Source organism: Micromonospora sp. NPDC050187 (assembly GCF_044459745.1).
Taxonomy (GTDB): Bacteria; Actinomycetota; Actinomycetes; order Mycobacteriales; family Micromonosporaceae; genus Micromonospora.
The window spans coordinates 1-21,543 of the sequence record NZ_JBITJH010000043.1 but is presented as its reverse complement, the minus strand read 5'-3'; the positions used below and the strand labels follow the sequence as shown (position 1 = coordinate 21,543).

Genomic DNA, 21,543 nt, shown 5'->3' with positions numbered 1-21,543 from the left:
ACGTGCCACAGTGTTCCTCTCGGGTTCGGTTCAGACGGTTGCCGGGACGGGGGCGGGACGTGGGGTCGCGCCCCGGACCAGATCCACCAGGGCCACCGGGTCGGCCGGCGGGCACCAGCCCCGCCAGGCCACGTACCCGTCCGGCCGCAGCAGCACGAACGGTCGCCGGTACCGGTGGGCCACCACGGTGTCGCGGCAGTCGTGCACGGTGAACGGCACCCCGGCGGCGGCGAACGCGGCCCGCAGCGCGGGCACGCCCGGCGGGTGCGGGACGTCGGCGCGCGGCGACCACGGATCCGTGAGGCGCAACAGGGCGAACCCGTGCCGGACGAGGTCGTGGACGGTGATCCGCGCGGCCAGCGGGACGGGCGGCGCGGGCATTCCGGGCAACGCCTCGTCGAACGGGGCCGGCGAATCGGTCTCGTCGTCGGCCACGATCGACGAGCGGTAGTGGTGGCCGACGGGTCGGCCCGGGTCCGCCGGCCGTCGTTCCTCGTGGTAGCTGTCGAGCAGCACCGCACCCGCCCAGCCCCGGAGCGTGGCGGCCAGCTTCCAGCCGAGGTTGACCGCGTCGCCGACGCCCCCGTGCCCGCCGCCGTCGTTTCCGCCACTGCCGTGCCCGTCCGCGCCCGGGCGGTCACCACCACAGCGGAACACCCGGTCGGGACGGCCGCCGTCCGGGGCCGGGTGACCGCCGTCGGCAGGGCGCGTGGCGGCCCCGGGGCGCAGCGGAGCGGCGGCACCGTCGCAGGCGACCAGCCAGTCGGCGGTCACCACGGTCACCGCGCCGTCGCGGAGGTCGACGAGCCGGGCCTCCACCCGGTCGTCGTACGGCCGGACCGCAGCGACCCGGCAGGGCAGGTCGTGCCATCGGCCCCCGGACCCGGCGACGGTGGACTCGACGCCGTACCGGGCCAGTTCCGCCGCCATCGTCAACCCGACCGGGCCGGCGCCCACCACCAGCACGTCCGTCCGGTGCCGTCTGCTCGTCATGTCACGTCCGCTTCCCGGGATCGCCCGCCGCCGGTGTCGTAGCGCCTTCGACGCTAGGGGAGCGGGTACGAGCGCTTCTCCAGGTTGACTCGAGCCGCGCTCTCGACCGGTGACGCGAAGCCGGACGGAGTCCGCCGGGTCCCGCTCGCGTCCGGCGGCGTCCGCAGGGCGGGACGCGGTGGCCGGTGCGCTGTGACGGATGCGGGGCGTGCCAAACTGATCCGGTGTTGCGCTGGTTGACTGCAGGTGAATCGCACGGTCCCGCCCTGGTCGCGCTCCTGGAGGGCGTTCCCGCCGGGGTCGAGGTCACCACCGGGGAGATCTCCGCCGAGCTGGCCCGCCGTCGACTCGGCTACGGCCGGGGCGCGCGGATGGCCTTCGAGCAGGACGAGATCGAGGTCATCGGTGGGCTCCGGCACGGTGTGACCATCGGCAGCCCGGTGGCGATCCGGGTCGGCAACTCGGAGTGGCCCAAGTGGCGCACGGTGATGGCGGCCGACCCGGTCGACGCGGACGAGCTGGCCGGGCAGGCGCGCAACGCGCCGCTGACCCGCCCCCGTCCCGGTCACGCCGACCTGGCCGGCATGCAGAAGTACGGGCACACCGACGCCCGGCCGATCCTGGAGCGGGCCAGCGCCCGGGAGACCGCGGCCCGGGTCGCCGTCGGGACCGTCGCCAAGGCGCTGGTGAAGCAGACCCTCGGCATCGAGATCGTCTCGCACGTGGTGGAACTGGGCCCGATCGCGGTCGAGCCGGGGCTGCGGCCCCGACCGGAGGACACCGCGCGCATCGACGCGGACCCGCTGCGCTGCCTCGACCCCGAGGCGAGCGCCCGGATGGTCGCCGAGGTCGACGCCGCGAAGAAGGCCGCCGACACCCTCGGTGGCGTGGTCGAGGTGCTCGCGTACGGGGTGCCGCCTGGCCTCGGCAGCCACGTGCAGTGGGACCGCAAGCTCGACGCCCGGCTGGCCACCGCGCTGATGTCGATCCAGGCGATCAAGGGGGTCGAGATCGGCGACGGTTGGCAGCAGGCGCGTTCCCGGGGCTCCGAGGCGCACGACGAGATGGTGCCGACCCCGACCGGGGTGCGCCGGGTGACCGACCGGGCCGGCGGCCTGGAGGGGGGCATCACCACCGGTGAGCCGCTGCGGGTGCGGGCCGCGATGAAGCCGATCTCCTCGCTGAACCGGGCCCTCGCCACGGTCGACGTGACCACCGGCGAGCCGGCCACCGCGATCAACCAGCGGTCGGACGTCTGCGCCGTACCGGCTGCGGCGGTGGTCGCCGAGGCGATGGTCGCCCTGGTGCTCGCCGAGGCCACCACGGAGAAGTTCGGCGGTGACTCGGTGGCCGAGATCCGCCGTAACCTCGCCGGCTACCTCGACGCCCTGGTGATCCGGTGAGCGCGAGGAGTGCAGCGGAGCGGAGCCCCGCAGTCGCGAACAAAAGGTCGGCAAGGTGAGCGCGAGGAGTGCAGCGGAGCGGAGCCCCGCAGTCGCGAACGGAGGGCCGGCCCGGTGAGCGTGAGTCGGCCGGTCTGCGTGCTGGTGGGAGCGCCGGGGGCGGGTAAGACCACCGTCGGCCGGGCGCTCGCCACCGCGCTCGACGTGGAGTTCCGGGACACCGACGAGGACATCGAGCGGATGGCCGGCAAGCCGATCCCGGAGATCTTCGTCGACGAGGGGGAGACGCACTTCCGTACCCTCGAACGGGCGGCGGTGGCGGCGGGACTGGCCTCCTGCTCCGGCGTGCTCGCCCTCGGCGGTGGCGCGGTCCTCGCCGAGGAGAACCGCGCCGCCCTGGTCGGGCACACCGTGGTGTATCTGAGCGTCGAGTTGACCGACGCGATCAGGCGGGTCGACCTGGGCGCCGGCCGGCCGCTGCTGGCGATCAACCCGAGGGCGACGCTGCGGTACCTGCTGGACCAGCGCCGCCCGTTCTACCAGGAGGTGGCGACCGCCACGGTGGTCACCGACGGGCGCGACCCCGAGGACATCGTCACCGAGGTGCTGACGCTGCTCGACCGCTGACCACCGCGGGGCGGGGCCGGCGCGCGGGCCGTGCCTCCGGCCGCCAGGTGGCCAGCAGCGCCAGCGCGAGCAGGATCTCGGCCAGGTCCCCGCCGTAGTACATGATGGTCGCCCCGGCGCGCAGCTCCGCGCCGGTGGCCGGCACGTCGACCAGCAGCCCGGCGTACAGGAGTTGGGCGAGGGCGGCGTGCCCGGCGACCGCCACGCCGACCACGACCAGGCGCACCGGCACCCGGGGGCGGTGCGGCCCCGGGTCCGGCCCGGCGATCGACCAGGTGAAGAGGTACCCGCTGAGCAGGAAGTGCACCTGGAGCAGGTGGTGCACCGACGGGTGGTCGAGGCTCGCCCGGTAGAGCGGGGTGAGGTAGAGCAACCAGAGCCCGCCGACGGTGAGCAGCAGACCGCTGACCGGGTGGGCGACCACCCGGGCGACCGGATGACCCAGCCAGCGGATCGCGGTCCGTCCGGCGGACCGGTCGAGGGTGCGCAGGGCCAGCGTCCCGGGGGCACCGAGCACCAGGCCCAGCGGCGCGAGCATGCCGAGCAGCAGGTGCTGCGACATGTGTCCGACGAGGTCGTGCGCGGGCACGGCCAGGCCGACGCCGAGCAGCAGCGTCCCGGCGCCGAACGCCGTGGTCCGCCAGGGACTCCAGGGCCGGCCGGCGTGGCGCTGTCGGAGCACCCCGGCCAGGTAGACCCCGGTCAGCAGCAGCGGTACGACCAGCGTTGGGTCCACGCCGGGCGGCGCGGTGTGGCTCCCGCCGTGGGCCAGGACGTTCACCGTCGTCCGCCGGGCGATCCGGTGCCGCCGGGCAGCCCCTCCGTGGCGTGCGGCTCGTCACCGGTGGGTGGTTCGCCCCGGCCGTCGCTGCGCTGGAGCAGCCAGCCGGCGGCGACCAGGATCGCGCCGAGGGCGAGGAAGCCGAGGTCCCACCAGAGCCGGTGCTCGCCCTCCCGGACGTGGTGGATGCCGAGCAGGTGGTGGTCGACGACCCCCTCCACCAGGTTGAACAGGCCCCAGCCGACCAGCGCCCAGCCCCAGAGGGTGCGGGAGCGCCACAACCGGTTCCGGGAGCGGGTCACCCGGGCGTGCAGCAGGGCCAGACCGGCCAGCACCGACACCCAGGTCACCACGTGGAAGATCCCGTCCCAGAGGGTGTTCATCCGCAGGCCGGGGACGGTGTCCACCGGGTACTCCCGGATGCCGACGTTGTCGCTGCCGGTCGCGCTGAGCATGTGGTGCCACTGGAGCACCTGGTGCAGCAGGATGCCGTCGACGAAGCCACCCAGGCCGACGCCGAGCAGGATGGCGGGAAGCCGGATGTCGGCCTCTTCGATCGTGCGGGTTGGCATGCGGGACCTCCAAGGTGGTGGATCCGGACCGGTCCGGGACCTGCCCGGTCCCTGCCTGGTTAAACGCCGTTGTCCGGTATGCGGTCACCAGGTGGACGGTCGGGCCGGATCGGGCCGCCCCTCGGCTAGGCTCCGCAGCGATGGACGAGATGACCCGGATCCCGGTCGGTGGCGAGCGCCCGTACGACGTACTCGTGGGACGTGGCCTCTGGGACGCGCTGCCCGGCCTGCTCCCCGGCGCGACCCGCGCGGCGGTGCTGTACGCCCCGCCGCTGAAGTGGCTGGCCGACGTGCTCGGCGGCCGGCTGCGCGCGGCCGGCGTCGAACCGCTGCCGATCGAGGTGCCCGACGCCGAGGCCGGCAAGCAGATCGAGGTGGCCGCCCACTGCTGGGACCGGCTCGGCGCGGCGAATGTCACCCGTAACGACGCGGTGGTCGGGGTGGGCGGCGGCGCGGTCACCGACCTGGCCGGGTTCGTCGCCGCGAGCTGGCTGCGCGGGGTGCGCTGGGTGCCGGTGGCGACCTCGCTGCTCGGCATGGTCGACGCCGCGGTCGGCGGCAAGACCGGGATCAACACCGCCGCGGGCAAGAACCTGGTCGGTGCGTTCCACCCGCCGGCCGGCGTCCTCTGCGACCTGGCGGTGCTGGACAGCCTCCCCGCCGTCGACCTGACCGCCGGGCTCGCCGAGGTGGTCAAGTGCGGTTTCATCGCCGACCCGGCGATCCTCGACCTGGTCACCCGGGATCCGGCCGCCGCCGCCGACCCGACCGGACCGGTGACCCGCGAGCTGATCGAGCGGGCGATCCGGGTCAAGGCGGACGTGGTCTCCGGTGACCTGCGCGAGTCGGGGATCCGGGAGGTGCTCAACTACGGCCACACCCTGGCCCACGCGATCGAGAAGGTGGAGGGTTACCGCTGGCGGCACGGGCACGCCGTCTCGGTCGGGCTGGTCTATGCCGGCACGCTCTCCCGGCTGGCCGGCCGGCTGGACGCGGCGACCGCCGAGCGGCACCGCACGGTCGTGACGGCCCTGGGCCTGCCGACGAGCTACCCGGCCCAGGCCTGGCCGGATCTGCTCGCCACGATGCGGGTGGACAAGAAGGCGCGCGGTGCCCGGCTGCGGTTCGTGGTGCTCGACGGGCTGGCCCGGCCGGCGATCCTCGAGGACCCGGACGACGAACTGCTGCACGCCGCCTTCCGCGAGGGGGTGGCGGCGTGAGGGTGTACGTGCTGAACGGGGTGAACCTGGGCCGGCTGGGCACCCGGCAGGTCGACGTCTACGGCGCGACCAGCTACGCCGACCTGGTGGCGCTCTGCGAGCGCACCGCCCGGGACCTGGGGCTGGACGTGACGGTCCGGCAGACCGACGCCGAACACGAGCTGATCGGGTGGCTGCACACCGCCGCCGACGAGGGCGCGGCCGTGGTGCTCAACCCGGCGGCCTGGTCGCACTACTCGTACGCGGTGCGGGACGCCTGCGCCATGCTTCGTGGGCCGCTGGTCGAGGTGCACATCTCCAACATCCACGCCCGGGAGGAGTTCCGGCACCACTCGGTGGTCTCCGCCGTGGCGACCGGGGTGATCTGCGGTCTGGGGCTGGACGGCTACCGCCTGGCCCTGCACCACCTGGCCACCCACGTCCACTGACCGGTCGGGTCGACAGAGCGGTCGTCCGGGTGGGCGGATCGCGGCGGCGGACCGGGCCGGCCGGCGGCAGCCGCCCCGCGTCGCAGCTAGTAGACTTCCAAGGTCTGTCCGCCAATTGATGATCAAGGCAGGAAATGGCCACCACCAACGACCTCAAGAACGGCCTGGTACTCAACCTTGACGGGGGGCTCTGGGCTGTCGTGGAGTTCCAGCACGTCAAGCCGGGCAAGGGCGGTGCCTTCGTCCGCACCACGCTGAAGAACGTGCTCTCCGGCAAGGTCGTCGACAAGACCTTCAACGCGGGTACCAAGGTCGAGACCGCGACCGTCGACAAGCGCACCATGCAGTACCTCTACGCCGACGGCGAGGACTTCGTCTTCATGGACCTGGAGACGTTCGACCAGATCACCGTCCCCGGCGCGACGGTGGGTGACGCGGCGAACTACCTCCTCCCCGAGGCGGAGGCGATCGTCGCCACCCACGAGGGTGTGCCGCTCTACGTCGAGCTGGCGACCAGCGTCGTGCTGGAGGTCACCTACACCGAGCCGGGTCTCCAGGGCGACCGTTCCACCGGGGGCAACAAGCCGGCCACCGTCGAGACCGGCGCGACCGTGCAGGTGCCGCTCTTCATCACCACCGGCGAGAAGATCAAGGTCGACACCCGCGACGGTCGTTACCTCGGCCGCGCCTGATGGCCGAGGCTCCCAAGCAGCAGATGCCGGCGCGCCGCAAGGCGCGCAAGCGGGCGCTGGACGTGCTCTACGAGGCCGACCTGCGTAGCCGGCCGCCGGTGGAGGTGCTCGCCGGCTACGTCGAGCGGATCGAGAAGCCCCGCCCGGAGCACCTCGACTACGCCGTGAGCCTGGTCGAGGGGGTCGCCGCGCACCTCGACCGGATCGACGAGCTGATCGCCAGCTACGCCGAGGGGTGGACCCTCGACCGGATGCCGGTGATCGACCGGAATCTCGCCCGGATCGCGGTCTACGAGCTGCTGTACCACGACGACATCGACGACGCGGTGGCCATCAGCGAGGCCGTCGAGCTGGCCCGGCAGATGTCGACCGACGACTCGCCGCGCTTCCTCAACGGCATCCTCGGCCGGATCGCCGACTACGCCGCCCGCTGAACCGGTCCGCGTCACCGGCAGCCCTGTCGACCCGTCGGATCGCGACACCACCGGCGTCACCGCGACACTGCCCGGCGTCGACCGCACCGTACGCACCCGAGGGGCCCGCGCCGCCCGGCGCGGGCCCCTCGAATGTGACAGCGGGTGTCAGGACGCGAAGAACGCCCGGGGGTCGGCGACCAGCACACCGTGCTCGTTGAGCCGTTCGATCAGGCCGGAGGGCGAGGCGTCGTACACGATGGCCAGGGCCCGCAGGTCGTCGGCGCGGATCGAGAGGACCCGGCCGTTGTAGTCACCGCGCTGCTGCTGGATGGCGCGGGCGTACCGGGCCACGTAGGCCAGTTCCTCCGACGCCTCGTCGTAGAGCCGCTCCAGGTCCAGCACGATCTTGCTGGTCGGCTCGTGCCGGACGCCACTGCCGTCGGGCAGCAGCTCGGAGACGGGTACGCGGTAGAAATCGGCCAGCTCCGCCAGGCGGGACACGGTGACGGCCCGGTCACCGCGCTCGTACGACCCGACCACGACGGCCTTCCAGCGGCCGTTGGACTTCTCCTCCACGCCCTGCAGGGACAGGCCCTGCTGCTGGCGGATGGAGCGCAGGCGGGCGCCCAGCGACTTGGCGTATTCAGAGGGCATTCGGACACTCCCAGTGCTGCTCGGGGTTCTCCCAGCTATCGCTACGGAGCGTGACGGTACGGGGATTGCGACACGTGGTCAAGTGCTCGTGACACACCTGTTGGGATCGCCGGGTCGATCTATCCGCATTTCGGGACTGATTTGCGAATCAGCAGCCGCCCGACCGGGGCGGCGGTGACCACTGGTAACGTGGCCTGAAGTCCCCGGTCGGAGCCGTTCGCGGCCGGTCCGGGGGAGTCAGACGTCCTTTAACGACCCGTCCCGTGAGGCGGGGAAGGAGGTCCGCCGTGGCCTACCCGTCGGCTGCCCGATCCCCGGTGCCGAGGCAACCCTCGGTAAAGGTGATCCTCGCCAGCGCTGACGTGCAGCGCGTGGTCGACCGCATCGCCCACCAGATCCTGGAGAAGACCCAGGGCGCCGCCGACACCGTCCTGCTCGGCATCCCGACCCGGGGCGCGCCGCTGGCCCGCCGCCTCGCCGCCCGGATCAGCGCCTTCGAGGACATCGCCGTACCGGTCGGCGTGCTCGACATCACGCTCTACCGCGACGACCTGCGCCGGCACGCCGTCCGGGCGGTCGGCCCGACCGAGGTGCCGCCCGGCGGGATCGACGGCAAGCGGGTCGTCCTCGTCGACGACGTGCTCTTCTCCGGACGCACCGTCCGGGCCGCCCTGGACGCGCTCAACGACGTCGGCCGGCCCTCCTCGGTACAGCTCGCCGTCCTGGTCGACCGGGGACACCGGGAACTGCCCATCCGGGCCGACTACGTCGGCAAGAACATCCCGACCGCGCTCGCCGAGAGCGTGAAGGTCACCCTCGCCGAGGTGGACGGCACCGACGAGGTCAAGCTCTACGGGGGTGCCCCCTCATGATCCGTCACCTGCTCTCCGGCGCGGACCTGGACGCGTCCACCGCCACCCTGGTCCTGGACACCGCCGCCCAGATGGCCACCGTCGCCGGGCGGGAGGTCAAGAAACTGCCGGCGTTGCGCGGCCGGACCGTGGTCAACCTCTTCTACGAGGACTCCACCCGCACCCGGATCTCGTTCGAGGCGGCGGCGAAGCGACTCAGCGCCGATGTGATCAACTTTTCGGCGAAGGGCTCCAGCGTCGCCAAGGGCGAGAGCCTGAAGGACACCGCCCTCACCCTCCAGGCGATGGGGGCCGACGCGGTGGTGGTCCGCCACCCGGCCTCCGGTGCCCCGCACCGCCTGGCGAACTGGGTCGACGGCAGCGTGGTCAACGCCGGGGACGGCACCCACGAGCACCCGACCCAGGCGCTGCTGGACGCGTACACGATGCGGTCCCGGCTCGGCCGGATCGCCGGCCTGCACGTCGCGGTGGTCGGTGACGTGCTGCACAGCCGGGTGGCCCGCTCCAACGTGCTGCTGCTGTCCACCCTCGGGGCGAAGGTCACCCTGGTCGGGCCACCCACCCTGATCCCGGTGGACATCGCGGCGGCCCTCGCGCCCGGCACCGACGTCTCCTACGACCTCGACGCCGTGCTGCCCGAGGCGGACGTGGTGATGATGCTGCGGGTGCAGCGGGAGCGGATGAGTGACTCCTACTTCCCCTCCGCCCGCGAGTACGCCCGCCGCTACGGCCTGGACGGGCCCCGGATGGCCCGCCTGCCGGAGCACGCGATCGTCATGCACCCCGGCCCGATGAACCGGGGGATGGAGATCACTCCCGAGGTGGCCGACTCGCCCCGCTCCACCATCGTCGAACAGGTCACCAACGGGGTCTCCGTCCGGATGGCCGTCCTCTACCTGCTGCTCGGGGGGAACAACCAATGACCGCGTACCTGATCAAGGGGGTCAGCGTCGTCGGCGGCGACCCCACCGACCTGCTCGTCCGTGACGGCGTCGTGGCCGGGACCGGCCGGGGCCTGGACGCGGCGGGAGCCACCGTGCTCGACGCCGACGGCCTGGTCGCCCTGCCCGGCCTGGTCGACCTGCACACCCACCTGCGTGAGCCGGGCCGGGAGGACGCCGAGACCGTCGAGACCGGTTCCCGCGCGGCGGCGCTCGGCGGCTACACGGCGGTCTGCGCGATGGCGAACACCTCCCCGGTCGCCGACACCGCCGGCGTGGTCGAGCAGGTCTGGCGGCTCGGCCGGGAGGCCGGACTGGTCGACGTCCAGCCGATCGGCGCGGTCACCGTCGGGCTGGCCGGCGAGCGCCTCGCCGAGCTGGGCGCGATGGCCGACTCGGCGGCCCGGGTGCGGATCTTCTCCGACGACGGGCACTGCGTCGCCGACCCGAAGCTGATGCGCCGGGCGCTGGAGTACGTCAAGGCGTTCGACGGGGTCATCGCCCAGCACGCCGAGGAGCCCCGGCTCACCGAGGGCGCGCAGATGCACGAGGGCGAGGTCTCCACCCGGCTCGGGCTGACCGGTTGGCCGGCGGTCGCCGAGGAGGCGATCATCGCCCGGGACGTGCTGCTCGCCGAGCACGTCGGCAGCCGGTTGCACGTCTGCCACGTCTCCACGGCCGGCAGCGTCGAGGTGCTGCGCCAGGCCAAAGCGCGCGGCATCCGGGTCACCGCCGAGGTCACCCCGCACCACCTGCTGCTCACCGACGAGCGCGCCGAGACGTACGACCCGGTCTACAAGGTCAACCCGCCGCTGCGCACCGCCACCGACATCGCCGCCCTGCGGGCCGCGCTGGTCGAGGGCGTGATCGACATCGTGGCCACCGACCACGCCCCGCACGCGGTGGAGGACAAGGAGTGCGAGTGGGCGTACGCCCGGCCGGGCATGCTCGGGCTGGAGACGGCGCTGTCGATCGCCCTCGACGTGCTCGGTCCGGAATGGGACCTCATCGCGGAGCGGATGTCCCGCGCCCCGGCCCGCATCGCCGGCCTGGACACCCACGGCCGGGACCCGGCCCCCGGAGTCCCGGCGAACCTCACCCTGGTCGACCCGGCCGCCCGGCGCGTGATCGAGCCGGCCGAACTGGCCAGCCGCAGTCGCAACACCCCGTACGCCCGCATGACGCTGCCGGGTCGCATCGTGGCGACCTTCCTGCGCGGCGAGCCGACGGTCCTGGACGGAAAGGCAGTGAAATGAGTCGCAGGCGACCGGCGATCCTGGTCCTGGAGGACGGACGCACGTTCCACGGCGAGGCGTACGGCAGCGTCGGCGAGACCTTCGGCGAGGCGGTCTTCAACACCGGCATGACCGGCTACCAGGAGACCCTGACCGACCCCTCCTACCACCGGCAGGTGGTGGTGCAGACCGCCCCGCACATCGGCAACACCGGCGTCAACGGCGAGGACGACGAGTCCGGCCGGATCTGGGTCGCCGGGTACGTGGTCCGCGACCCGGCCCGGACCGCCTCGAACTGGCGGTCCACCGGCGGTCTGGAGGAGCGCCTGGAAGCCGAGGGCGTGGTCGGCATCAGCGGGGTGGACACCCGGGCGCTCACCCGCCACCTGCGGGAACGCGGTGCGATGCGGGTCGGCGTCTCCAGCGTCTCCGACGACCCGCGTGCCCTGCTGGCCCGGGTCCGGCAGGCGCCCCCGATGGTCGGCGCGGACCTCTCCGCCGAGGTGACCACCGCCGAGCCGTACGTGGTCAAGGCGGAGGGGGCGCACCGCTTCACCGTCGCCGCGCTCGACCTGGGCATCAAGCGCAACGTGCCGCGCCGGCTCGCCGCGCGGGGCGTCACCACCCACGTGCTGCCCGCCTCCTCGACCATCGACGAGGTGCTGGCCACCGGTGCGGACGCGGTCTTCCTCTCGCCCGGCCCCGGCGACCCGGCCACCGCCGACGTCCCGGTCGCCCTGGCCCGCGAGGTGCTGCGCCGCCGGGTGCCGCTGTTCGGGATCTGCTTCGGCAGCCAGTTGCTCGGCCGGGCCCTCGGGTTCGGCACCTACAAGCTCGGGTACGGCCACCGGGGCATCAACCAGCCGGTGCTGGACCGGGCCACCGGCAAGGTCGAGGTGACCAGCCACAACCACGGCTTCGCCGTCCAGTTCCCGGGGGCCGAGCCGGGAGCCGTGGTGCCCGACCGGATCGTCGACACCGAGTTCGGCGGGGTCGAGGTCAGTCATGTCTGCCTCAACGACAACGTGGTCGAGGGCCTGCGGGCGAAGGACGTGCCCGCGTTCACCGTCCAGTACCACCCCGAGGCGGCGGCCGGCCCGCACGACGCGGACTACCTCTTCGACCGCTTCGCCGAACTGATCGAGGGTCGCGGCCCCGACCGGAACCACAGTGAAGGCGGTAGGAATGCCTAAGCGGACCGATCTCAAGCACGTCCTGGTGATCGGCTCCGGGCCGATCGTCATCGGCCAGGCCTGCGAGTTCGACTACTCCGGCACCCAGGCCTGCCGCGTGCTGCGCGGCGAGGGGATCCGGGTCAGCCTGGTCAACTCCAACCCGGCGACCATCATGACCGACCCGGAGTTCGCCGACGCCACCTACGTCGAGCCGATCACGCCGGAGTTCGTCGAGCTGGTCATCGCCAAGGAGCGCCCCGACGCCCTGCTGCCCACCCTCGGCGGGCAGACCGCGCTGAACACCGCGGTCGCTCTGCACGAGGCCGGTGTGCTGGACAAGTACGGCGTCGAGCTGATCGGCGCGAACATCGACGCGATCCGGCGCGGTGAGGACCGGCAGCTGTTCAAGGACATCGTCGCCAAGGCCGGTGTCCGGTTGGGCTTCGACGACCCGGCCGCCCTGGTGCCCCGCTCCCGGGTCTGCCACTCGATGGACGAGGTCCGGGACACCGCCGTCGAGCTGGGCCTGCCGGTGGTGATCCGGCCGTCGTTCACGATGGGCGGCCTCGGCTCCGGCATGGCGCACTCGGCGGAGGACCTGGAGCGCATCGCCGGGGCCGGGCTGGCCGCCAGCCCGGTGCACGAGGTGCTCATCGAGGAGAGCGTGCTCGGCTGGAAGGAGTACGAACTCGAGCTGATGCGGGACCGCAACGACAACGTCGTGGTGGTCTGCTCGATCGAGAACGTCGACCCGATGGGCGTGCACACCGGCGACAGCGTCACCGTCGCCCCGGCCATGACCCTGACCGACCGGGAGTACCAGCGCCTGCGTGACCTGGGCATCGCGGTGCTGCGTGAGGTCGGCGTGGACACCGGTGGCTGCAACATCCAGTTCGCGGTGAACCCGGCCGACGGTCGGATCGTGGTCATCGAGATGAACCCGCGGGTGTCCCGCTCGTCCGCGCTGGCCTCCAAGGCGACCGGCTTCCCGATCGCGAAGATCGCCGCGAAGCTCGCCATCGGCTACACGCTGGACGAGATCCCCAACGACATCACGCTGAAGACGCCGGCGGCGTTCGAGCCGACGCTCGACTACGTCGTGGTCAAGATCCCCCGCTTCGCGTTCGAGAAGTTCCCCGGCGCGGACCGGGAGCTGACCACCACGATGAAGTCGGTCGGCGAGGCGATGAGCCTGGGCCGGAACTTCACCGAGGCGCTGAACAAGGCGATGCGCTCGATGGAGACCAAGGGGGCCGGGTTCTGGACCGTCCCCGACTCGGTCGTCGCCGCCGCGACAGGCGCGGGTCCGGCCGAGGTGACGAAGGAGAACACCCTCGAGGCGCTGCGCGTGCCGCACGACGGTCGGCTCTACACCGTCGAGCGGGCGCTGCGGCTCGGCGCGTCGGTCGCCGAGGTCGTCGCGGCCTCCGGGGGGATCGACCCCTGGTTCCTCGACCAGATCGCCGCCCTGGTCGAGCTGCGCGCCGAGATCGTCGCCGCCCCGGTGCTCGACGGGGACCTGCTGCGCCGGGCCAAGCGGGCCGGGCTCTCCGACCGGCAGCTCGCCGCGCTCCGGCCGGAGCTGGCCGCCGAGGACGGCGTACGCACCCTGCGGCACCGCCTCGACGTCCGGCCGGTCTACAAGACGGTGGACACCTGCGCGGCCGAGTTCGCCGCCACCACCCCGTACCACTACTCCTCCTACGACTCGGAGACCGAGGTGGTCGGCTCGGACCGGCCGAAGGTGCTGATCCTGGGCTCCGGGCCGAACCGGATCGGCCAGGGCATCGAGTTCGACTACTCCTGCGTGCACGCGGTGATGGCGCTGCGGGCGGCCGGCTACGAGACGGTCATGGTCAACTGCAACCCGGAGACCGTCTCCACCGACTACGACACCGCCGACCGGCTCTACTTCGAGCCGCTCACCTTCGAGGACGTGCTGGAGGTGTGGCACGCCGAGGACACCTCCGGGAAGGCGGCCGGCGGACCGGGCGTGGTCGGGGTGGTCGTCCAGCTCGGCGGGCAGACCCCGCTCGGGTTGGCGCAGCGGCTCAAGGACGCCGGGGTGCCGGTGGTCGGCACCTCCCCGGAGTCGATCCACCTCGCTGAGGAGCGGGGCGCGTTCGGCGCGGTGCTGGCCCGGGCCGGCCTGCGCGCGCCCGCGCACGGCACCGCCACCTCGTACGAGGAGGCGAAGGCGATCGCCGACGAGATCGGCTACCCGGTGCTGGTCCGTCCCTCGTACGTGCTCGGCGGGCGGGGCATGGAGATCGTCTACGACGACCCGACGCTGCGCGACTACATCGGCCGGGCCACCGACATCTCCCCGAACCACCCGGTCCTGGTGGACCACTTCCTCGACGACGCGATCGAGATCGACGTGGACGCGCTCTGCGACGCCGACGGCGAGGTCTACCTCGGTGGCGTGATGGAGCACATCGAGGAGGCCGGCATCCACTCCGGCGACTCGTCCTGCGTGCTGCCGCCGATCACCCTGGTCGGCTCGCACGTGGCGCAGGTCCGCCGGTACACCGAGGCGATCGCCCGGGGCGTCGGGGTGCGGGGGCTGCTCAACGTGCAGTACGCGCTCAAGGACGACGTGCTCTACGTGCTGGAGGCCAACCCGCGCGCCTCGCGGACCGTGCCGTTCGTCTCGAAGGCCACGGCGGTGCCGTTGGCCAAGGCGGCGGCCCGGATCGCGCTCGGCGCGACCATCGCGGAACTGCGCGCCGAGGGCCTGTTGCCGGCCTCCGGTGACGGGGGCACGCCGCCGCCGGACGCCCCGATCGCGGTCAAGGAGGCGGTGCTGCCGTTCAAGCGGTTCCGCACGCCCGCCGGCCAGGGCGTGGACTCGCTGCTCGGCCCGGAGATGAAGTCCACCGGTGAGGTGATGGGCATCGACACCTCGTTCGGGCACGCCTTCGCCAAGAGCCAGTCCGCGGCGTACGGCTCGCTGCCCACCTCCGGTCGGATCTTCGTCTCGGTGGCGAACCGGGACAAGCGCGCCATGATCTTCCCGGTGAAGCGCCTGGCCGACCTGGGCTTCGAGATCCTGGCGACCACCGGCACGGCCGAGGTGCTGCGCCGGTACGGCATCGCGTGCGAGCAGATCCGCAAGCACTACGAGGCCGGTGCCGGGGAGGACGCGGTGTCGCTGATCCTCGGCGGCGAGGTGGCGTTGGTGATCAACACACCGCAGGGCTCGGGGGCGAGCGCCCGCTCCGACGGGTACGAGATCCGCAGCGCGGCGGTCACCGCCGACATCCCCTGCATCACCACCGTCCCCGGCGCGGCGGCGGCCGTCATGGGCATCGAGGCCCGGATCCGGGGCGACATGCACGTCCGTCCGCTCCAGGAACTCCACGCCACCCTCCGGGCCGCCCAGTGACCCCGCCCACCACGGTGATCAAGAGGTTCGCGTCCGGTCCGGGCCGGTTCCGCGACGCGAATCTCTTGATCGACCCCGAATCACCGGTGGAGGGGGCGGCGTGGTGATGTTCGAGCGGGTGGTGCGGCCGGGGCTGTTCCGGATCGGGGGCGGGGACGCCGAGACGGCGCACGAGTGGACGCTTCGGCGGCTCGCCGGGGTGTCCGGGCGGCCGGCGGTGCTCGCCGGGATGCGGGCGCGGTACGCGGTGTCCGCGCCGCGCACCGTCTTCGGCGTGCGGTTCCCGAACCCGGTCGGACTGGCCGCCGGCATGGACAAGAACGGGGTGGCGCTGCCGGCCTGGCCGGCGCTGGGCTTCGGCTTCGTCGAGGTCGGCACGGTGACCGCCCGTCCGCAGCCGGGCAACCCCCGGCCCCGGTTGTTCCGGCTGCGCGACAGCGAGGCCGTGGTCAACCGGATGGGCTTCAACAACGCGGGGGCCGAGGCGCTCGCCGCCCGGCTGGCCGCGCTGCCCCGCCCGCTCGGCGTACCGCTGGGCATCTCGCTCGGCAAGTCCAAGGTGACGCCGCTGGAGGAGGCGGTGACGGACTACCTCGCCTCCTACCGGGCGTTGCGGGACCACGGCGACTACTTCGCGGTCAACGTCTCCTCGCCGAACACCCCGGGCCTGCGCGCCCTCCAGGACCGGGAGCACCTCGACGCGCTGCTCGCCGCGCTGGTGGGGGAGAAGCCGGTGCTGGTGAAGATCGCCCCGGACCTGACCGAGCCGGCCGTCGCCGAACTGCTGGAGGTCTGTCTGGACCGGGGCGCGGCCGGAGTGATCGCCACCAACACCACCCTGGCCCGCGACGGGCTCGCTCCGGACGACCGCGCGCGGGGCGCGGAGACCGGGGGACTCTCCGGCCGCCCGCTCGCCGCCCGGGCCCGGGAGGTGGTGGCCTTCGTGCACCGGGAGACCGGTGGCCGGCTGCCGGTGATCGGGGTGGGCGGGATCGTCGACCCGGACGACGCGGCCCGCATGGTCGACGCGGGGGCCAGCCTGGTGCAGCTCTACACGGGTTTCATCTACCGGGGTCCGGCCCTGGTGCGGGCCGCGGTCCGGGCCGTCGCCCGCGCGGACCGCGCCACCGCCCCGGCGGTCTAGGTCGCGTGCCGACCGCACGCGTCACCGCCACGAGGAACCGGAGAGGCGGGAGGGTCCGTGACGCCTGAGGAGATCCTGGCGGGGGACCGGGAGCACGTGTGGCATCCGTACGCGCCGCTGCCGCCGGCCGTGCCGCCGTACGTGGTCGAGAGCGCGCGGGGGGTCCGGCTGCGCCTGGCCGACGGGCGCGAGCTGGTCGACGGGATGTCGTCCTGGTGGGCGGCCATCCACGGCTACCGGCACCCGGTGCTCGACGCGGCGGTGGTCGACCAGCTCGGCCGGATGAGCCACGTGATGTTCGGCGGGCTGACCCACGAGCCGGCCGTCCGGCTGGCGCGCACCCTCGTCGAACTGGCCCCGCCCGGCCTGGAGCGGGTCTTCCTCTGCGACTCCGGGTCGGTCGCCGTCGAGGTCGCGGTGAAGATGTGCCTGCAGTACCAGCGGGCCAGCGGGCGGCCGGAACGGCACCGGCTCGGCACCTGGCGGGGCGGCTACCACGGGGACACCTTCCACCCGATGAGCGTCTGCGACCCGGAGGGGGGCATGCACCACCTCTGGACCGACGTGCTGCCCCGTCAGGTCTTCGCCCCCGCACCGCCGGGCGACTTCGGCGGCCCGGTCGACCCGGCGTACGAGGCGGCGCTGGTCGACGCGGTCGAACGGCACGCGCACGAGCTGGCGGCGGTGATCGTCGAGCCGGTGGTGCAGGGGGCCGGCGGGATGCGGTTCCACCACCCGCACTACCTGCGGGTGCTGCGTGAGGTGACCCGTGCCCACGGGATCCTGCTCGTCTTCGACGAGATCGCCACCGGGTTCGGTCGGACCGGGACGATGTTCGCCGCCGAGCACGCCGGGGTGAGCCCCGACGTGCTCTGTGTCGGCAAGGCGCTCACCGGCGGCTACCTGACCCTGGCCGCCGCGCTCTGCACCGCCGAGATCGCCCGGGGCATCTCCGTCGACGGCGTGCTGGCGCACGGCCCGACGTTCATGGGCAATCCGCTCGCCTGTGCCGTCGCGAACGCCTCCATCGGGCTGCTGCGGGCCGGAGACTGGGCCGCCGAGGTGTCCAGGGTGGGGCGGGGGTTACGGACCGGTCTGGCGCCGTTGCGGGGCGCTGCCGGGGTACGGGACGTCCGGGTGCTCGGCGCGATCGGCGTGGTGCAGCTCGACCACGAGGTGGACCTGCCGGCGGCGACCGCCGCCGCGGTCGCCGAGGGGGTCTGGCTGCGCCCGTTCCGCGACCTGGTCTACACCATGCCGCCGTACCTGACCGACGACGCGGACCTGGCCCGGATCACCGCGGGCATCGCCGCCGCGGTGGCGGCGGGCTGAACCACCGTCCGCAGTGGACGCCAGGGGCCCTGGCCGCCACGTGGACGGCCGAGGGTGGCACGGGGTGGGTGCATGGACGCGCGACGCCGTCACGGGGACGGTGGAGCGGCAGGCCGCCCTCGGAGGGCGGGACACGAGAGGGAGAGGGACAGATGGAGAGCTTCGGAACCCGGCTGCACCGGGCGATGCGGGAACGCGGGCCGCTCTGCGTGGGGATCGACCCGCACCCCGGGCTGCTGGCCCGTTGGGGTCTGCCGGACGACGTCTCGGGTCTTGACCGGTTCACCCGGACCGTCACGGAAGCCCTCGGTGACCGGGTCGCGGTGTTCAAACCGCAGTCGGCCTTCTTCGAGCGGCACGGCTCCGGTGGAGTGGCCGTGCTTGAGTCAACTATCCGACAGTTGCGTAAAGCGGGCGCGCTCGTTCTCCTCGACGTCAAGCGGGGCGACATCGGATCGACCGTCGCCGCGTACGCCGACGCGTACCTCGATCCATCCAGCCCGCTGTATGTCGACGCGGTGACGGCGAGCCCCTACCTGGGAGTAGGTTCGCTGGCCCCGATGTTCGACACGGCGGCCCGGCACGGCGGCGGCGTCTTCGTGCTGGCGCTGACCTCCAACCCCGAGGGCGGTGCGGTGCAGCGTGCGCGGGGCGCGGACGGGCGGACCGTCGCGCAGACGGTCATCGACGAGATTGCGCAGCTCAACGCCGGTGTGGAGTCGCTCGGCAGCATCGGGCTGGTGGTCGGGGCGACGATCGGCGACACCGGTCACGACCTCTCCCGGGTCCACGGCCCGCTGCTCGCTCCGGGGCTCGGCGCGCAGGGCGGCGCGGCGGCGGATCTGCGTACCGTCTTCGGCTCCGCACTCTCTGCGGTGCTGCCGTCGTACTCCCGCCAGGTGCTCTCCGCCGGCCCCGATCCGGCCGCGCTGCGGACGGCGGCAGAGCAGGTCCTGAGCGACTGCCGACGGGTCCTCCAGCGCGGGGAAACTGACTGACGGGTCGGTCACCACGGGGTGGCGAGCGCGCGTCCACGTTGCCGAAAGCTCCGCTGACCGCTAGTTTTCCCCGCGCTGGGAACCACGGACCCCTTTGGTTCCCAGCGACACCACGTTTCACAGAAGCGGCGGCGCGTCCCGCCCGCCGCGATAGGGACCTGAGGAGAACTGGTGCCGCTCCCGTCACTTACCCCTGAGCAGCGCGCGGCCGCGCTGGAGAAGGCCGCGGAGATCCGCAAGGCCCGTGCTGAGCTGAAGGAGCAGCTCAAGCAGGGCAAGACCACCCTCGCCTCCGTCCTCGAGCGGGCGGAGGCCGACGACGTCGTGGGCAAGCTGAAGGTCTCGGCCGTCCTCCAGGCCATGCCGGGTATCGGCAAGATCCGGGCGACCCAGATCATGGAGAAGCTCAAGATCGCCGACAGCCGCCGGCTGCGTGGCCTCGGTGACCAGCAGCGCAAGGCTCTGCTTGGAGAGTTCGCCGGGAACTGACCCGTGACAGCGGGTACAAACAAGCGGTGAGCACGGCTGACGAGACGCGCCCGGCGGCTCGGCTGACTGTCCTCGCCAGCCCCTCCGGGGCCGGCCGGGTCAGTGTGGTCGAGGCGGTCCGGGCGCGTTTCCCGGCGACGTGGACGCCCGTGTCGGCCACCACCCGGCCGCGACGCGGGCACGAGGTGCACGGGGTGGACCGGATCTTCCTCGACCCGGCCGGATTCGCGCGGATGATCGCCGAGGGGCGACTGCTCGAGTGGAGCCGGGTCGGACCGTACCTGCGGGGGACACCGCACCGCCCGGTACGGGCCCGGCTCGTCGTCGGGCGTCCGGTCCTCCTCCCGCTCGACCCGGACGGCGCGCTGCGCGTCCGTGCGGCCGAACCGGATGCCCGGCTGGTGCTGCTCGTCCCGCCCGGTTTCCGCCCCGACGCGCGGACCGCCGACGCGTTCGAGCTGACCGTCCGGCACGACCTGCTCGGACGGGTCGCGGACGAGCTGGTAGGATTGCTCGGTTCGTCCTTTCCGGCACCGGTCCAGCCGCGACCGCGCGGTTGACCGCCCGCCGCGCCGCGGCCGGTCCACTCAGACGCAGAGGTTCAAATTCGTGGGAACCATCGCCAACCCCGAGGGCATCACCAACCCGCCGATCGACGAGCTGCTGGAGAAGACCTCCTCGAAGTACGCGCTGGTGATCTTCGCCGCCAAGCGCGCCCGTCAGGTCAACGCCTACTACAGCCAGCTCGGTGAGGGCCTGCTGGAGTACGTCGGCCCGCTCGTGGAGACCACCCCTCAGGAGAAGCCGCTCTCGATCGCGATGCGCGAGATCAACGCCGGTCTGCTCACCGCCGAGCCGACCGACCAGCCGTAACCCGCCCCCGCGCCGATGTCCGCCCGGATCGTCCTCGGGGTAGGCGGCGGCATCGCCGCCTACAAGGCATGTGAGCTGCTGAGGCTCTTCACCGAGTCGGGCCACCGGGTCCGGGTCGTGCCGACCGCGTCGGCGCTCCGCTTCGTCGGGGCGCCGACCTGGGCGGCACTGTCCGGTCAACCGGTGGCCGACGACGTCTGGACGGACGTGCACGAGGTGCCGCACGTCCGTCTCGGTCAGCAGGCCGATCTGGTCGTGGTCGCGCCGACCACCGCCGACCTGCTGGCCAAGGCGGCCCACGGGCTCGCCGACGACCTGCTCACCAACACCCTGCTGACCGCCCGCTGTCCGGTGGTGCTCGCGCCCGCGATGCACACCGAGATGTGGGAAAACCCGGCCACCGTGGCGAACGTGGCCACCCTGCGCGCCCGGGGTGTCCTGGTGATCGAGCCGGCGGTCGGCCGGCTGACCGGCGCCGACACCGGCAAGGGCCGGCTGCCCGACCCGGCCGAGATCTTCGCGGTGGCGCGACGCGCGTTGCATCGGGGTGCTGACGCCTCCGCCGACCTGGTCGGACGCCGGGTGGTGGTCACCGCCGGCGGCACCCGGGAACCGCTCGACCCGGTGCGCTTCCTCGGCAACCGGTCCTCCGGGAAACAGGGGTACGCCTTCGCCCGCGCCGCCGTCGCCCGGGGAGCCCGGGTGACCCTGATCGCCGCCAACGTCTCGCTGCCCGACCCCGCCGGGGTGGACCTGGTCCGGGTCGGCACCACCGAGGAGTTGCGCGCCGCCACCCTGGCGGCGGCCGAGACGGCCGACGTGGTGGTGATGGCGGCGGCTCCGGCCGATTTCCGTCCGGCGACCTACGCGCCTGGCAAAATCAAGAAGTCGGAGGACGGTGCCGCGCCCACCATCGACCTGGTGACCAACCCGGACATCGCCGCCGAGCTGGGTGGGCGGCGCCGAGCGGGACAGGTGCTGGTGGTGTTCGCCGCCGAGACCGGCGACGCGGAGGCCAACGGTCGGGCGAAGCTCGCCCGCAAGCGGGCGGACCTCATCGTGATCAATGAGGTCGGCGTGGACAAGGTCTTCGGTGCCGAGACGAACGCGGCGACCGTCATCGGTGCGGACGGTTCGACCCGGGTGATCCCGGAACGCACCAAGGAGGACCTGGCCGACGACGTCTGGGATCTCGTGGTACCCCGGCTCACGACCCCTGCGTGACCCGGAGAGCACCCCACACACCTGGGCGGTAATGACTACACTGCCGCGGAACGACCCCTTCACAACTTAGGAGTGCCGTGACACGC

At 72.9% G+C, this 21,543-nt stretch carries 22 protein-coding genes; 18 read left to right on the top strand and 4 right to left on the bottom strand.

The window, feature by feature from the left end:
- Positions 1–30 precede the first annotated feature (30 nt).
- Entirely contained in the window at positions 31–993 is a 963-nt protein-coding gene (locus ACIBJE_RS31340) for an FAD-dependent monooxygenase (protein WP_396753889.1), read from the bottom strand.
- A 224-nt stretch (positions 994–1,217) separates the two neighbouring features.
- Between ACIBJE_RS31340 and aroC the strand changes: the two genes are divergently transcribed.
- Positions 1,218–2,396, top strand: a complete 1,179-nt coding sequence (gene aroC / locus ACIBJE_RS31335; protein WP_396753888.1) for a chorismate synthase — start codon at positions 1,218–1,220, stop codon at positions 2,394–2,396.
- A 120-nt stretch (positions 2,397–2,516) separates the two neighbouring features.
- Entirely contained in the window at positions 2,517–3,023 is a 507-nt protein-coding gene (locus tag ACIBJE_RS31330) for a shikimate kinase (RefSeq protein ID WP_396753892.1), read from the top strand.
- Here the strand turns inward: ACIBJE_RS31330 and ACIBJE_RS31325 are convergent.
- Positions 2,992–3,804, bottom strand: a complete 813-nt coding sequence (locus ACIBJE_RS31325) for a cytochrome c oxidase assembly protein (protein ID WP_396753887.1) — start codon at positions 3,802–3,804, stop codon at positions 2,992–2,994. The two genes, ACIBJE_RS31330 and ACIBJE_RS31325, sit on opposite strands and share 32 nt — an antisense overlap.
- Positions 3,801–4,376, bottom strand: coding sequence for a DUF2243 domain-containing protein (locus ACIBJE_RS31320; RefSeq protein ID WP_396753886.1), 576 nt, complete (start codon positions 4,374–4,376; stop codon positions 3,801–3,803). The genes ACIBJE_RS31325 and ACIBJE_RS31320 overlap by 4 nt, the downstream gene beginning before the upstream one ends.
- Before the next feature lie 140 nt (positions 4,377–4,516).
- Between ACIBJE_RS31320 and aroB the strand changes: the two genes are divergently transcribed.
- From aroB to nusB, 4 genes are all read left to right on the top strand, one after another.
- Positions 4,517–5,596 carry a 3-dehydroquinate synthase gene (gene aroB / locus ACIBJE_RS31315; protein WP_396753885.1) on the top strand — a complete coding sequence of 360 codons (1,080 nt, stop codon included), beginning with the start codon at positions 4,517–4,519 and terminating at the stop codon, positions 5,594–5,596.
- The gene (aroQ, locus tag ACIBJE_RS31310) at positions 5,593–6,024 is read left to right on the top strand and encodes a type II 3-dehydroquinate dehydratase (protein ID WP_396753884.1); all 432 of its coding nucleotides are present in this window, start codon (positions 5,593–5,595) and stop codon (positions 6,022–6,024) included. Before aroB ends, aroQ begins: the two co-directional genes overlap by 4 nt.
- A 134-nt stretch (positions 6,025–6,158) precedes the next feature.
- Complete coding sequence (efp, locus tag ACIBJE_RS31305) at positions 6,159–6,716, top strand: elongation factor P (protein ID WP_088984953.1); 558 nt, start codon at positions 6,159–6,161, stop codon at positions 6,714–6,716.
- Between the two features lie 23 nt (positions 6,717–6,739).
- Entirely contained in the window at positions 6,740–7,150 is a 411-nt protein-coding gene (gene nusB, locus ACIBJE_RS31300; RefSeq protein ID WP_396753891.1) for a transcription antitermination factor NusB, read from the top strand.
- 147 nt (positions 7,151–7,297) lie between these two features.
- Here the strand turns inward: nusB and ACIBJE_RS31295 are convergent, their stop codons facing one another.
- Positions 7,298–7,786: a transcriptional regulator gene (locus ACIBJE_RS31295; protein ID WP_018253136.1), complete on the bottom strand. Its 489-nt coding sequence runs from the start codon at positions 7,784–7,786 to the stop codon at positions 7,298–7,300.
- A 287-nt stretch (positions 7,787–8,073) separates the two neighbouring features.
- On the opposite strand from ACIBJE_RS31295, the gene pyrR reads away from it, so the two are divergent.
- The 12 genes from pyrR to coaBC all read left to right on the top strand — a co-directional run bounded on the left by pyrR (position 8,074) and on the right by coaBC (position 21,457).
- Entirely contained in the window at positions 8,074–8,658 is a 585-nt protein-coding gene (pyrR, locus tag ACIBJE_RS31290; RefSeq protein ID WP_396753883.1) for a bifunctional pyr operon transcriptional regulator/uracil phosphoribosyltransferase PyrR, read from the top strand.
- The gene (locus tag ACIBJE_RS31285; RefSeq protein ID WP_396753882.1) at positions 8,655–9,581 is read left to right on the top strand and encodes an aspartate carbamoyltransferase catalytic subunit; all 927 of its coding nucleotides are present in this window, start codon (positions 8,655–8,657) and stop codon (positions 9,579–9,581) included. Before pyrR ends, ACIBJE_RS31285 begins: the two co-directional genes overlap by 4 nt.
- A complete protein-coding gene (locus tag ACIBJE_RS31280) occupies positions 9,578–10,855 on the top strand; it encodes a dihydroorotase (RefSeq protein ID WP_396753881.1) in 1,278 nt (425 codons plus the stop codon). Before ACIBJE_RS31285 ends, ACIBJE_RS31280 begins: the two co-directional genes overlap by 4 nt.
- Positions 10,852–12,027 (top strand): glutamine-hydrolyzing carbamoyl-phosphate synthase small subunit, encoded by a 1,176-nt coding sequence (gene carA, locus ACIBJE_RS31275; protein ID WP_396753880.1) that lies wholly within the window; start codon positions 10,852–10,854, stop codon positions 12,025–12,027. The genes ACIBJE_RS31280 and carA overlap by 4 nt, the downstream gene beginning before the upstream one ends.
- Positions 12,020–15,397 (top strand): carbamoyl-phosphate synthase large subunit, encoded by a 3,378-nt coding sequence (carB, locus tag ACIBJE_RS31270; protein ID WP_396753879.1) that lies wholly within the window; start codon positions 12,020–12,022, stop codon positions 15,395–15,397. The genes carA and carB overlap by 8 nt, the downstream gene beginning before the upstream one ends.
- A gap of 103 nt (positions 15,398–15,500) precedes the next feature.
- Positions 15,501–16,541, top strand: a complete 1,041-nt coding sequence (locus ACIBJE_RS31265; protein WP_396753890.1) for a quinone-dependent dihydroorotate dehydrogenase — start codon at positions 15,501–15,503, stop codon at positions 16,539–16,541.
- Between the two features lie 57 nt (positions 16,542–16,598).
- Positions 16,599–17,873, top strand: coding sequence for an adenosylmethionine--8-amino-7-oxononanoate transaminase (locus ACIBJE_RS31260; protein ID WP_396753878.1), 1,275 nt, complete (start codon positions 16,599–16,601; stop codon positions 17,871–17,873).
- 152 nt (positions 17,874–18,025) lie between these two features.
- A complete protein-coding gene (pyrF, locus tag ACIBJE_RS31255) occupies positions 18,026–18,871 on the top strand; it encodes an orotidine-5'-phosphate decarboxylase (RefSeq protein ID WP_396753877.1) in 846 nt (281 codons plus the stop codon).
- A 171-nt stretch (positions 18,872–19,042) separates the two neighbouring features.
- Positions 19,043–19,360 carry an integration host factor, actinobacterial type gene (gene mihF / locus ACIBJE_RS31250; protein ID WP_088984943.1) on the top strand — a complete coding sequence of 106 codons (318 nt, stop codon included), beginning with the start codon at positions 19,043–19,045 and terminating at the stop codon, positions 19,358–19,360.
- A gap of 26 nt (positions 19,361–19,386) precedes the next feature.
- Complete coding sequence (locus ACIBJE_RS31245; protein WP_396753876.1) at positions 19,387–19,920, top strand: guanylate kinase; 534 nt, start codon at positions 19,387–19,389, stop codon at positions 19,918–19,920.
- A gap of 49 nt (positions 19,921–19,969) precedes the next feature.
- Positions 19,970–20,233 (top strand): DNA-directed RNA polymerase subunit omega, encoded by a 264-nt coding sequence (gene rpoZ, locus ACIBJE_RS31240; protein ID WP_088984941.1) that lies wholly within the window; start codon positions 19,970–19,972, stop codon positions 20,231–20,233.
- A gap of 15 nt (positions 20,234–20,248) precedes the next feature.
- Positions 20,249–21,457, top strand: coding sequence for a bifunctional phosphopantothenoylcysteine decarboxylase/phosphopantothenate--cysteine ligase CoaBC (gene coaBC / locus ACIBJE_RS31235; RefSeq protein ID WP_396753875.1), 1,209 nt, complete (start codon positions 20,249–20,251; stop codon positions 21,455–21,457).
- Positions 21,458–21,543 lie beyond the last annotated feature (86 nt).